General features: G+C 45.9%; 9 protein-coding genes. 5 read left to right on the top strand and 4 right to left on the bottom strand.

Annotated elements, in window-relative coordinates; genetic code table 11:
• Positions 1–24: 24 nt before the first annotated feature.
• Entirely contained in the window at positions 25–864 is an 840-nt protein-coding gene (fadR, locus tag RJ47_RS10830; protein ID WP_038134184.1) for a fatty acid metabolism transcriptional regulator FadR, read from the bottom strand.
• Between the two features lie 690 nt (positions 865–1,554).
• On the opposite strand from fadR, the gene nhaB reads away from it, so the two are divergent.
• Both nhaB and dsbB read left to right on the top strand, forming a co-directional pair.
• Positions 1,555–3,144: a Na(+)/H(+) antiporter NhaB gene (gene nhaB / locus RJ47_RS10825; RefSeq protein ID WP_039483772.1), complete on the top strand. Its 1,590-nt coding sequence runs from the start codon at positions 1,555–1,557 to the stop codon at positions 3,142–3,144.
• A 95-nt stretch (positions 3,145–3,239) separates the two neighbouring features.
• Positions 3,240–3,761 (top strand): disulfide bond formation protein DsbB, encoded by a 522-nt coding sequence (dsbB, locus tag RJ47_RS10820; protein ID WP_039483770.1) that lies wholly within the window; start codon positions 3,240–3,242, stop codon positions 3,759–3,761.
• A 163-nt stretch (positions 3,762–3,924) separates the two neighbouring features.
• Here dsbB and RJ47_RS10815 read toward each other — a convergent pair whose 3' ends face one another.
• On the bottom strand, positions 3,925–6,858 hold the full coding sequence (locus RJ47_RS10815; RefSeq protein ID WP_039483768.1) for a DNA translocase FtsK: 2,934 nt from the start codon (positions 6,856–6,858) through the stop codon (positions 3,925–3,927).
• 153 nt (positions 6,859–7,011) lie between these two features.
• A complete protein-coding gene (gene lrp / locus RJ47_RS10810; protein ID WP_004414493.1) occupies positions 7,012–7,506 on the bottom strand; it encodes a leucine-responsive transcriptional regulator Lrp in 495 nt (164 codons plus the stop codon).
• A gap of 174 nt (positions 7,507–7,680) precedes the next feature.
• Here lrp and ald point away from each other — a divergent pair, with 174 nt between their 5' ends.
• The gene (gene ald, locus RJ47_RS10805) at positions 7,681–8,805 is read left to right on the top strand and encodes an alanine dehydrogenase (protein ID WP_038134180.1); all 1,125 of its coding nucleotides are present in this window, start codon (positions 7,681–7,683) and stop codon (positions 8,803–8,805) included.
• 182 nt (positions 8,806–8,987) lie between these two features.
• Here ald and yfbV read toward each other — a convergent pair whose 3' ends face one another.
• Positions 8,988–9,440, bottom strand: a complete 453-nt coding sequence (gene yfbV / locus RJ47_RS10800) for a terminus macrodomain insulation protein YfbV (protein WP_039483766.1) — start codon at positions 9,438–9,440, stop codon at positions 8,988–8,990.
• Positions 9,441–9,784: 344 nt separating this feature from the next.
• On the opposite strand from yfbV, the gene RJ47_RS10790 reads away from it, so the two are divergent.
• Entirely contained in the window at positions 9,785–10,981 is a 1,197-nt protein-coding gene (locus RJ47_RS10790; protein WP_039479758.1) for an acetate kinase, read from the top strand.
• Positions 10,982–11,103: 122 nt separating this feature from the next.
• Complete coding sequence (pta, locus tag RJ47_RS10785) at positions 11,104–13,269, top strand: phosphate acetyltransferase (RefSeq protein ID WP_038134178.1); 2,166 nt, start codon at positions 11,104–11,106, stop codon at positions 13,267–13,269.
• Positions 13,270–13,306: the final 37 nt, after the last annotated feature.

The following is a 13,306-nucleotide window of genomic DNA, read 5'->3' as shown; positions in this document are numbered from 1 at the left end:
TTTTTTGTTTGTTCTTCTTTTGGCTTAGCTATCATCTTCAGTGAAGTTAGTCGGCAGAGTAAGCTTCATCTGATTCCAGATTTGAGCACTTTCCAAACCGTAGTTTCGAACGACGACAAGAATTCGATCACGATCACCAGACTCACACACATCCAGAAGGTCACGATAAAAGTTAAGCGCTAAACTTCTCGCTTGCGGGCTAGAAAAGTAGTAGCTGCCCACTCGATCATACAGCTTCTTCAAGCCATTAAAAATCAGACCGTATATCTGGTTGCCAGAATGGAATGCAAGACGTTGGAACAGCATGTAATCGTAAAAGTTGAACGTTTTTGCAATCAGTGTTGCTTGACGCTTCGCTTCATCTTTTTCACCATCATCTTTAATGTGCTGTTGAATCTTTTCAGCGTAAGGCGATGACTGCATAAATGCATCCCAAGAATCCGCTGCAAGCAGAGACTCACAAGATTCTATAACGGTAGTGATTGTTTTTTCAGCATTTTCTTTGTTCGCTTTAAACGCGTAACGCATGAAAATAGGGCTGATATTTGTACGTGCTGCAAGCAAATCTTCAACGATCGATGTTGCATTGTCAGCATCTAATGTCATTAGCGTATCTAAGATGTGTAAACCAGACGTTTCCATAAACTGATTTACGCGAGTTGGCTTACCGTGTTGAATTGTTAACCAACCATCGCGTGCGAGTCGCTGGAGCACTTCACGAAGCGTTGTACGAGTAACGCCAATCAATTCAGAGAGTTCACGTTCCGCAGGTAAAATGGAACCAGGAGGGAAACGCCCTTTCCAAATACTCTCAATAATGTATTTCTCTGCGAATCCTGCTGGGCTTTTAGCCTTTATGACCATCTATGTGTTATCCAGTTGTATTCTTATGGGTCTAATGGGAACTCATCATACCACTAGTTTTTGCATATCGGAAACCGAGTACAAGTAAACTGCACTCAAAACACACATAGAGCATTAACTCTAATTTATCTGAGGGTATTTTGAATATTCTCAAAACGCGCAATCGATATAATTTCCAAGTTTAATAAAATTGTAACATTGCGGAGAACCCGTCATTACTGCCTTCAGAAATAGAAACTTAGTTTGTAAAATTGCAAAAATAACCCTTCATTTTCATTCAATATAATCACATATTTTGTCTTATTCTCCCATTTAATCGCTCCGCTGCCACTTAGGATTGTTTTTAACAACTCTTGTGTTATGTTTACGCCACTTTGATCGCGTTTTTAAACAAAAGTCTCCTAATATAAAAGTCAATAAACAGTTATTGATTGACTAAATAATCTTGAGGAGTACAGTGGCGCCCAAAGTATGGAGTGCTTGTCTTTCTCAGGGAGTGACTTGGCAAGATCACATCTCGATATGTGTTGATGTTGTTTTTCTAAGTCACTGTTGGATCGAGTGTTTCCCGATAAACAGATATGGCTATTCTTAGGCAAGGAATCAAGCCGGTGTTACAGGGAGACGCCGATTTATGGATACAAGCACGAGTAGTGTCTATTCATAACAACATTTAAGAGTATTGCGATCATGCCGATGTCACTCGGAAACGCATTTATCAAGAACTTTCTTGGTAAAGCACCAGATTGGTACAAAGTTGCCATCATTTCTTTCCTTATTATCAATCCTATCGTTTTTTTCTTTGTCGACCCATTTGTTGCAGGCTGGTTGCTCGTCGCGGAGTTCATCTTCACACTAGCCATGGCACTGAAATGCTACCCTCTTCAGCCTGGTGGTTTGCTGGCAATCGAAGCCATTGCAATAGGTATGACAAGTGCTGAGCAAGTTAAGCATGAGCTAGTCGCGAATATCGAAGTATTGTTGCTGTTGGTATTCATGGTTGCCGGCATCTACTTCATGAAGCAGCTGCTGCTCTTCATCTTCACCAAAATATTGCTAGGCATAAAATCGAAATCAATGCTGTCTGTCGCCTTCTGTTTCGCGGCAGCATTCTTGTCTGCATTCCTAGATGCACTGACGGTGATTGCGGTTGTTATTAGTGTTGCTGTGGGTTTCTATGCTATTTACCACAAAGTCGCGTCAGGTCAGGGTCCTCATGCGTCACACGACCACACACAAGACGATCACCTTTCAGAGCTAACGCGTGATGACTTAGAAAACTACCGCGCATTTCTTCGCTCTCTTCTTATGCATGCAGGTGTAGGTACAGCGCTAGGCGGCGTAATGACCATGGTTGGTGAGCCTCAAAACTTAATTATTGCCGATCAAGCTGGTTGGAACTTCGGTGAGTTCATTATCCGAATGCTTCCAGTGACAGCGCCTGTCTTCGTCTGCGGCCTAACTACTTGTGTGCTAGTAGAGAAACTCAAGGTATTTGGCTACGGTGCGCGCCTACCTGACAACGTTCGTCAGATTTTGGTCGATTTTGATACGGAAGAGCGTAAAACACGAACAAACCAAGACGTCGCGAAACTGTGGGTTCAAGGTTTAATCGCTGTATGGTTGATCGTTGGTCTTGCTCTTCACCTTGCTGCCGTCGGTTTGATTGGTCTGTCAGTTATTATCTTGGCGACTGCATTTACCGGAGTAATTGAAGAACATTCGATGGGTAAAGCGTTTGAAGAAGCACTTCCATTTACAGCGCTGCTTGCCGTGTTCTTTGCCGTGGTTGCCGTAATCATTGATCAGGAGCTGTTCAAACCTGTTATCGACGCGGTACTTCATGTCGAAGACAAAGGGACTCAGTTAGCTCTGTTCTATGTCGCCAATGGCTTGCTTTCTATGGTGTCTGACAACGTGTTCGTTGGCACGGTCTACATCAACGAAGTGAAAACAGCGCTTGTTGAAGGTGTTATCACTCGCGATCAGTTCGACTTACTTGCTGTTGCTATCAACACAGGTACTAACTTGCCATCTGTCGCAACACCGAATGGTCAAGCTGCATTTCTGTTCCTACTAACGTCTGCGCTTGCGCCATTGATTCGTCTGTCTTACGGCCGCATGGTAATTATGGCTCTGCCATACACCATCGTTCTTGCACTGGTTGGCTTAGCGGGCATTGTATTTTTTGTTGAGCCTATGACGGCTTGGTTTTACGATGCGGGTTGGATCATGCATCACACTGGCGATGTCACTCACGCTGTTTCTGGCGGGCATTAATTGCAGTTATTAAAAAGTTTTTGTTGCTACTGAAACTTTTACACGATAAAAAGCTCTGATTAGTCAGAGCTTTTTTATTCTATCAGGGTATCCCGTTGAACATTCTTTCTACGATTAAAACGTTTTCTCAAGGCAGACTGTCTTGGTTACTTCTTCTGCTGTTTGTCATTTTCTTCGAAGCGTGCGCACTGTTCTTCCAACATGTCATGATGCTTTCCCCTTGCGTAATGTGCATCTACGAACGTGTCGCGATGTTAGGCGTCGGCGGCGCGGCGCTTATTGGTATTATCGCTCCAAATAACCCTGTTATTCGTTGGCTCGGTCTCGCTGCGTGGGGAGCAAGTGCGTACAAAGGCTTGGCGCTTTCACTGCAGCACGTCGATTACCAATTCAATCCATCACCTTTCGCTACCTGTGATTTATTTGTCACTTTCCCAGATTGGGCACCACTAAACCAATGGGCACCTTGGATGTTTGAAGCCTATGGCGACTGTAGCAAGATTGTTTGGCAGTTCCTGACACTATCAATGCCACAATGGTTAGTTGTCATTTTCGCTGGTAATCTTGTCGCGCTAAGCGTTATCGTTATTGCCCAATTTGCCAAAAGTAAAAACTAACCAATTAAGTAAATAACAAAGGGTTGACGGGAGATCGTCAGCCCTTTTTTTGTCAGTATTGGCATATTGACTACCCCTCGAGAATTAACAAGCCAGCACGCCAATTGTGGATACAAAAAGGGTTAGCTAGACGCTAACCCTTAATGCATTGACTCACCTGTGTTTAGTTCATATCCCGCCCAGGTGCTGGAGCTAAGACTTCTCGGTTACCATTATGCCCAGGCGCACTCACGATACCTTGAGCTTCAAGCTGCTCGACAATCCGTGCAGCTCGGTTATAACCAATTTTGAATCGACGCTGAACGCCAGAGACCGAACCACGCCTAGATTGAACAACGTGCTCAACAACTTGATCGAATAGTGGGTCCATCTCTTCTTCGCCTTCTGGTTTTTCCCCAGGAAGCAGCCCCTCCGGTCCTTGGTCGCCATTGGTGATCTCTTCGATATAGTTAGGCTTACCACGAGCCTTCCAGTTATTCACCACCGCATGGACGTCGTCATCGGATGCAAATGCACCATGAACACGCACTGTATGACTTGAACCTGGAGGCAAGTAGAGCATGTCACCCATTCCAAGCAATGACTCAGCACCACCTTGGTCTAGGATAGTACGCGAATCCGTTTTGGTTGATACAGTAAACGCCACCCGCGTTGGGATGTTTGCTTTGATAAGACCAGTAATGACATCTACAGAAGGTCGCTGTGTTGCTAAGATAAGGTGAATACCCGCAGCACGGGCTTTTTGAGCAAGTCGAGCAATTAACTCTTCTACTTTCTTACCTACCACCATCATCAGGTCGGCAAACTCGTCGACAATCACCACGATATACGGCAGCTTTTCAAGCAATGGCGCGGTCTCGTCCATGCTGTCACCTGGCTGCCAAAGTGGATCATGAATTGGGTGCCCCGCCTCTGCCGCCATTTTCAACTTATCATTAAAGCCTTTGATGTTACGTACGCCAAGCGCTGACATCAGTTTGTAGCGACGCTCCATTTCCCCCACACACCAGCGCAGTGCATTCGATGCGTCTTTCATATCCGTTACAACTTCGGACAACAAATGTGGAATGCCTTCATACACAGAAAGCTCCAGCATTTTCGGGTCAATCATGATAAAACGCACATCTTCTGGCGTCGCTTTGTAGAGCATACTCAGAATCATCACGTTAACACCGACCGATTTACCTGAGCCCGTAGTACCAGCAACCAACACGTGAGGCATTTTAGATAAGTCAGCAACTACCGCTTCACCTGCAATGTCTTGACCTAGTACAACTGTCGTTGGAGATTTGGCTTCGATAAACTGCTGGCTACCAACAACATCTGAGAAGAATACGGTCTGACGACTCATATTCGGTAGTTCAAGTCCAACGTAAGGTTTACCCGGTATCACCTCAACCACGCGCACAGCCATGGCAGACAACGAGCGTGCTAAATCCATAGACAGACCTGAGATACGGCTCACTTTGACACCCGGTGCCAAATCGAGCTCAAAGCGCGTAATGACAGGCCCAGGGAAAATATCCACCACTTCTGCTTTTATTTTGTAGTCGGCTAACTTAGCTTCCACGAGGCGGGCGATCTCTTCGAGTGCCGCTCGGTCTATGAAGTTTTCACGTTTTTCTGGATGATATAGTAATTCCAGCGTCGGCATAGGCTCTGCCGGTTTAGGCAAGTTAGGTTCATGCTGTACCAAAAACGGATTTTGCTGAGCCGCCACTTTTGCCTGAGCATCAGCGACAATATCTTGGAACGCTGCGACATCCTGATCGCCAGCGTCCTCCTCTTCAACAGCAACATCGTGAAGCTCGTCTACCGTAGGCTCGATTGTGTGTTGCGGCTCATCGTCAGCCACGTCAAAACTTGAGATCACTGGCTCCTGATGCGTTGGTTCAGGCTCTACATGTTGCGTAATCTGTTCTAAGTCATTGTGGTCTATCACTGGCTGAGTAATCTCACGTTCCTCTACCACTTGTTCGACTTCGTTCCAAGGCATAGGGTTATCAATACTTTGATTGCTTGGCGTAGGCTGAGTTGAGTGTTGCTCATAAACGTCAGAACTGTAGTGCTCTGCCCCTTTCGCAAAGTCATCATCCATTTGTGCGGCAGCTTCAAGCTCTTCGATCGTCGCACCTAGCTGACGAGTGCGCTCTGTTGTCGGTTCTTGAACAGAAGAGATCGTTGGCGACGTGACAACCTTAGGTGTAATAGTATCAATCGGGTCACTGACTCGCCCTTGTGGCACAGCCTCCGGTTCAGGGTCTGAAAAGGTTGGCTCTTGGCGGGTTTCAGGCATGTGAATATTAAAGCGGCGCTCATTAGTTACTGTTTCATCTTCAGCTTCTAACGTGTCCTTCGCCGTCAGAACAGGTTCTTCTTCCTGTTCAGCATCATGTACTGGCTCTGCCATCTCAGGGACAGAAAGTTGAGGCTCGAGCACTTCCTCTCTCTCACCTCGCACACGATTAAGCAACGCGGTCAATGCAGATATCGTGGTTTCGCCTAACCAATCGACAATGCTCAACCACGAAATGCCCGTCAACAAGGTAAACCCCGCTCCCCATAGAAACAGCAACACCAAGGTTGTCCCAAGTAGACTCAGTGTCGGTAAAGCCAAGCTGGTCAGTACGTCACCAATGACACCACCAGAAGAGAAGTACCAAATATCGTCAAAGTTGATGTCCGCCAGTCCACAGCTGGTGAGAATTATAATGGTCAAGCCCAATAGGCGCGTACCCCATAGCATTAGGTCTATCGGGTCATTTTCATCACGCTTTCGTAACATGATCCACGCTGCGACAGTAACGATAAATGGGATTGGATAAGCGAGTGAACCAAAAGTAAAAAACAAAGTGTCAGCAAACCAAGCTCCGACCAAGCCTCCGGCATTATCCACCTGCCCTCCCCAAGCGGTTTGAGACCAAGAAGGGTCTGCGGGGCTAAATGTTAACAATGCGACTGATAGCAATATAGAAAGCAGTACAATCACAATCAGACTGCACTCTTTAAGACGCTGAGGACCATTCAAGCGAGTCGACTGAGGTTCCTCACCCGTTTTGATTATCGTTTCGACTTTATTTTTGTTCTCTTTGAACATAACCAACTTATCTATTGAAGCGACCGCTCACAGCTGTTGAACGGTAAGAAAAAAATAGCCCGAGCAGCAACGCTACTCGGACTATCGATTTAACCATATCAGGGCTTAAAACCCAATTCCCTAAAGTCAGAATATCGAAAGGTATTTTCCTGACTAACGAGTTTTGATGACAAGTTGATTGGTTTGCTTCACTTCTTCCATAACCACGTAGGTACGCGTGTCATTGACACCCGGAAGACGAAGTAACGTATCACCTAGCAGCTTGCGATAAGCGCTCATGTCTGACACGCGTGTTTTCAACAAGTAGTCAAAATCACCAGAGACCAGATGACATTCTTGGATATCATCGAGTTTTTGAACAGCGGTATTAAACTGCTCAAAGACGTCAGGTGCACCACGATTTAACGTAATTTCAACAAACACTAATAGAGAGGCATCAAGATATTGCGGATTTAGCAACGCTGTATAGCCCGTAATATACCCCTGACGCTCTAATCTGCGCACACGCTCCAAACAGGGTGTCGGGGAAAGACCAACACGCTTAGAGAGCTCTACATTCGAAATACGACCGTCTTTTTGCAACTCATTAAGAATGTTGCGGTCAATACGGTCTAGATCCTTGGACGGCTTTTTATTGTTGTCTGCCATTTTTTATTCCACCTTATTACTTCCTTGCAAAAAAATATACTACAACTTTTTAATATTCAGTATCAAATTTTATCAAAATACACCTATACTAGATATTAATTCGATACAATTACCCTACATATAGTTAATCTAACTAACATACTAAATACAACCAATATAAAATGAGGAGTCAGGATGATTATTGGCGTACCTAAGGAAATCAAAAACCACGAATACCGTGTAGGCATGATCCCAGCAAGCGTTCGCGAGCTAGTGTCTCAAGGTCACCAAGTTTTTGTTGAAACCAATGCCGGTTCAGGTATCGGTTTTTCAGACGATGATTACATCGCTGTAGGCGCATCCATTCTTCCTACTGCTGCTGACGTTTTCGCGAAAGCAGAAATGATTGTAAAGGTTAAAGAACCTCAAGCTGTCGAGCGCGCAATGCTTCGAGAAGGGCAAATTTTATTTACGTATTTGCACCTAGCACCAGATTTTCCACAAACTGAAGAGCTAATCAAGAGCAAAGCTGTCTGCATAGCATATGAGACTGTAACAGATAATATGGGTCGCTTGCCACTACTTGCGCCAATGTCTGAGGTTGCAGGCCGCATGTCTATTCAAGCAGGTGCACAAACTCTAGAGAAATCTCACGGTGGTCGCGGTCTTCTACTAGGTGGCGTACCAGGCGTTGAACCAGCGAAAGTTGTTGTTGTCGGCGGCGGTGTTGTTGGTGCTAACGCGGCACGTATGGCGGTGGGTCTACGAGCAGACGTAACCATCCTTGACCGTAACGTTGATACTCTTCGTCGTCTAGACGAGGAATTCCAAGGCCGAGCAAAAGTGGTTTACTCTACAGAAGACGCGATCGAGAAGCATGTTCTAGAAGCAGACCTAGTGGTTGGTGCCGTACTCATCCCTGGTGCAGCAGCTCCTAAGCTAGTAACAAAAGAGCACATCGCTAAGATGAAACCAGGTGCGGCTGTGGTTGACGTAGCAATCGACCAAGGTGGTTGTTTCGAAACATCACACGCGACAACACACGCAGATCCTACGTACATTGTTGACGATGTCGTTCACTACTGTGTTGCAAACATGCCAGGCGCTGTTGCTCGTACTTCAACATTCGCACTGAACAATGCAACATTGCCTTACATTGTTAAGCTTGCGAACAAGGGCTACCGCGAAGCACTTCTTGCAGACAAAGGCTTCCTAGAAGGCCTAAACGTTATCCACGGTAAGGTAACGTGTAAAGAAGTCGCGGAGAGCTTCGATCTTGAATACGTAGACCCAGCAGAAGCTATTGCAATGTTCAACTAATGTTGAATAGCATCAGATAACAAAACGCTCGCTTCGGTGAGCGTTTTTTGTTTGGGGATGTTGGGGAAACCGTGTCAGACCAAGCAAGGCGCTGGCTTTGGGATTAACACCCTGCTCTACGGTTTGACAAAGGTAAGACAATGGAGATTGACAAGTCGTAAGCGATTCAAACTTAATACGATTTAAAACCAGCGTTCTAATGCGCTTTTATCAAGCTGACTGAATGCGCGATTGAGGATGTGTGCCAACTCTTTGTAGCGAGGTCGCGCTTTCATAGGCTCTAGGGCAAAACCACTTTCAACGATTTTCTGATGAATTTCTCGGTACCAACCTGCCAAACTCGGTGGCAATTGGGTATTGGCACGATTACCAAGCCACCACATGCCTTGAACAGGCATACTGATTGCGAACAATGCCACAATGACAGCTTGGGGCATCGCGTCATAGTTGTTGAATGCCATTTGCGTTAAAACACTGATGGCAGCGATGGCTGGCATGACTTTCACACCGAATCGAGTCGCCTTGATAATGCGTTGTTCAGGAAAGAGCATATTGAGCTCTTTTCGCATTGGCCAAGTATCCATGTATTTTTGCCCATCGCGTAGGCTGTGGACTAATCCAGCTTTATTACTCATACGACTCTCTCACTTCATTGTTGGGACCAAACTAAAATTAAGTTGAAAGATTCAACTATTGGCGCAAAAAATTGATGAAAGTTAATATTCTTTCAAATTTTTTTGTTATCATTGCGCATTATCGTTATCCTTTGCGGACCCACAATCTCATTGTTGCTGTTATTTACAATTTAAGCAACTCTTGGGGCCTTTCTGCAGCGGATGCAAAGGTGGTGATTTGGACCATCACTGTCTTTTATACGGAATTCGAAGTTTTTTTGACCAAGATTAGTACGCAGCTTTTCGCGCTTCGTCTATTCTTGTGATTAATTTTTATCCTAACTGATTATTACAGGTAGTCACTCATGTCAAAGCTAGTTTTAGTTTTAAACTGCGGTAGTTCTTCTCTTAAATTTGCTGTTGTTGATGCAGAAAACGGTGATGAGCATCTAACAGGTCTTGCAGAATGTCTGCACCTTCCAGAAGCTCGCATCAAGTGGAAACTTGATGGTAAGCACGAAGCTCAACTAGGTAACGGTGCAGCTCACGAAGAAGCACTAGCGTTTATGGTAGAAACTATTCTTGCTTCTAAGCCAGAACTTTCTGAAAACTTGGCTGCGATCGGTCACCGCGTTGTACACGGCGGCGAGAAGTTCACTCAGTCTGCACTAATCACTGACGACGTGCTAAAAGGCATCGAAGACTGTGCAACTCTAGCACCTCTTCACAACCCTGCTCACATCATCGGCATCAAAGCGGCTCAAAAATCATTCCCAGCACTGAAAAACGTTGCTGTGTTTGATACTGCTTTCCACCAAACAATGCCTGAAGAGTCTTACCTATACGCTCTTCCATACAACCTATACAAAGAGCACGGTATCCGTCGTTACGGCATGCACGGTACTTCTCACCTATTCATCACTCGCGAAGTGGCTAACATCCTTGGCAAGCCAGTTGAAGAAGTTAACATCATCAACTGTCACCTAGGTAACGGTGCGTCTGTATGTGCAGTTAAAAACGGTAAATCTGTAGATACTTCAATGGGTCTGACTCCTCTAGAAGGTCTAGTAATGGGTACGCGTTGTGGCGACATCGACCCTGCGATCATCTTCCACCTACACGATACGCTTGGTTACTCAGTTGAGAAAATCAACAACATGCTAACGAAAGAGTCAGGTCTTGCTGGTCTAACTGAAGTAACTTCTGACTGTCGTTTCGTTGAAGACAACTACGGCGAAAAAGAAGAAGCGACTCGCGCGATGGATGTATTCTGTCACCGTCTAGCGAAATACGTTGCTGGTTACACTGCATCTCTAGAAGGCCGTCTGGACGCTATCGTATTCACTGGTGGTATCGGTGAAAACTCTGGCCCAATCCGTGAAATGGTTCTTAACCGTCTTGGTATCTTCGGTATCGAAGTGGATGGCGAAGCTAACCTTAAAGCTCGTTTCGGTGGTGAAGGTACTATCACAACTGAAAACAGCCGTATCCCAGCAATGGTTATCTCTACTAACGAAGAGCTAGTTATCGCTGAAGACACTGCGCGTCTAGCAGGTCTTTAATTGACTTAACCGGCTGACCCAATGTCAGCCGGTTTTCTTACTAAGGGGCTCAGCTCCTATTCTTTGCTCTGCTTGGAATATGAGTTGAGCTTTTATCCCCAATAGCTATAGGTACTCTACGAATGTCTCGTACTATTATGCTTATCCCTGCAAGTGCTGGTGTTGGTCTTACTAGCGTAAGCATGGGTGTTCTTCGCGCAATGGAGCGCAAAGGCGTTAAAGTTTCTTTTTACAAGCCAATCTGTCAGCCACGCTCTGGCGGCGATCAACCAGATCTAACTTCAACTATCGTTGGCACAAACAGCGATGTGAAGATCGGTCAACCTCTTGCGATGTCTGTTGCTGAAAGTCTAATCGGTAACGACAATATGGATGAGCTGCTGGAAACAGTGGTTGAGCGTTACAACCAAATCAACAAAGATGCAGACGTAACGCTAATCGAAGGTCTTGTACCAACGCGTAAACACCCATTCGCTAACCAAGTAAACGCTGAAATCGCAGCAACACTTGGTGCAGAGATTGTTCTAGTTGCGACTCCAGGTACTGATAACCCGGCGCAGCTAAAAGAGCGTATCGAAGTAGCGTGTTCTAACTTCGGCGGCACTAAGAACAAAAACATTTCTGGCGTGATCATCAACAAGCTAAACGCGCCTGTTGACGAAGCTGGCCGTACTCGCCCTGACCTGTCTGAAATCTTTGACGATGCAGACAGCGCGAAGCAGAACGAAATGAAAGTGATGGAGATCTTTAACACATCTCCAATCCGTGTTTTGGGGTGCGTGCCATGGAGCATTGACCTAATCGCGACTCGTGCTATCGATATGGCGAAACACCTAAAGGCGGATATCATCAACGCGGGTGACATCGAATCTCGTCGTATTAAGAGCATTACTTTCTGTGCGCGTTCTCTGCCAAACATGATTGAGCACTTCAAACCAGGCTCACTTCTTGTCACTTCAGCAGACCGCCCTGATGTTATTGTTGCAGCAGCGCTAGCAGCAATGAACGGTGTAGAAATCGGCGCCGTTCTACTTACTGGTGGTTACGACATCCCAGAAGAGATCGTTGGCCTATGTAAGCCTGCGTTTGATTCAGGTCTACCAATCTTCAAAGCACAAGGTAACACTTGGCAGACGTCTCTAAACCTACAGAGCTTCTCTATCGAAGTTCCTGCAGACGATAAAGAGCGTATTGAGTTCATCAACGAGCACGTTGCTGGCAACATCGATGGCAACTGGATCGAGTCAATGACTGAGGGGACTCAGAAGTCTCGTCGTCTAAGCCCACCAGCATTCCGTTACCAACTAACAGAGTTTGCTCGTAAAGCTGGTAAGCGTATCGTTCTACCTGAAGGGGATGAGCCACGTACAGTGAAAGCGGCAGCTATCTGTGCTGAGCGCGGCATTGCAGAGTGTGTGCTTCTAGGTAACCCAGAAGAGATCAAACGTGTTGCAGCGCAGCAAGGTGTTGAGCTAGGTGCTGGCGTAACGATCATCAACTCTGATGAAGTACGTGAAAACTACGTAGCGCGTCTCGTTGAGCTACGTGGTCACAAAGGTATGACTGAAGTGGTTGCGCGCGAGAAGCTACAAGACTCTGTATTCCTAGGCACTATGATGCTTGAGAACGACGAAGTTGATGGCCTAGTTTCTGGTGCGGTTCACACGACTGCAAATACTATCGTTCCTCCGTTCCAAATCATCAAGACTGCACCTGATGCGTCTATCGTATCTTCTGTATTCTTCATGCTGCTACCAGACCAAGTACTGGTTTACGGTGACTGTGCGATCAACCCAGATCCAACAGCAGAGCAGCTTGCTGAAATCGCTATCCAATCTGCAGATTCTGCTGCCGCATTCGGTATCGAACCACGCGTTGCGATGATCTCATACTCGACTGGTGAGTCTGGTAAGGGTGCAGACGTAGATAAAGTACGCGAAGCAACTAAGTTGGCTAAAGAGAAACGCCCTGATCTCATTATCGACGGCCCTCTACAGTACGACGCTGCTATCATGGAAAACGTTGCAGCTTCTAAAGCGCCTAACTCTCCAGTAGCAGGTAAAGCGACCGTATTCGTATTCCCAGACCTAAACACGGGTAACACGACTTACAAAGCGGTACAACGTTCAGCGGATCTAGTCTCTATCGGTCCAATGCTTCAAGGTATGCGCAAGCCTGTAAACGACCTGTCTCGCGGCGCTCTAGTTGACGACATCGTATACACTGTAGCTCTGACGGCAATCCAAGCTGACCAAGCGGCTCAAGCTCAAGAAAAAGTGGTTAACTAAACACTTTTTTGAATGACAAAGCCCACGCAATTGCGTG

It is taken from the genome of Vibrio sinaloensis (genome assembly GCF_000808535.1).
Taxonomy (GTDB): domain Bacteria; phylum Pseudomonadota; class Gammaproteobacteria; order Enterobacterales; family Vibrionaceae; genus Vibrio; species Vibrio sinaloensis_D.
Note: the sequence above shows the minus strand (reverse complement) of the source record. Positions and strands in the feature narration are given on the sequence as shown.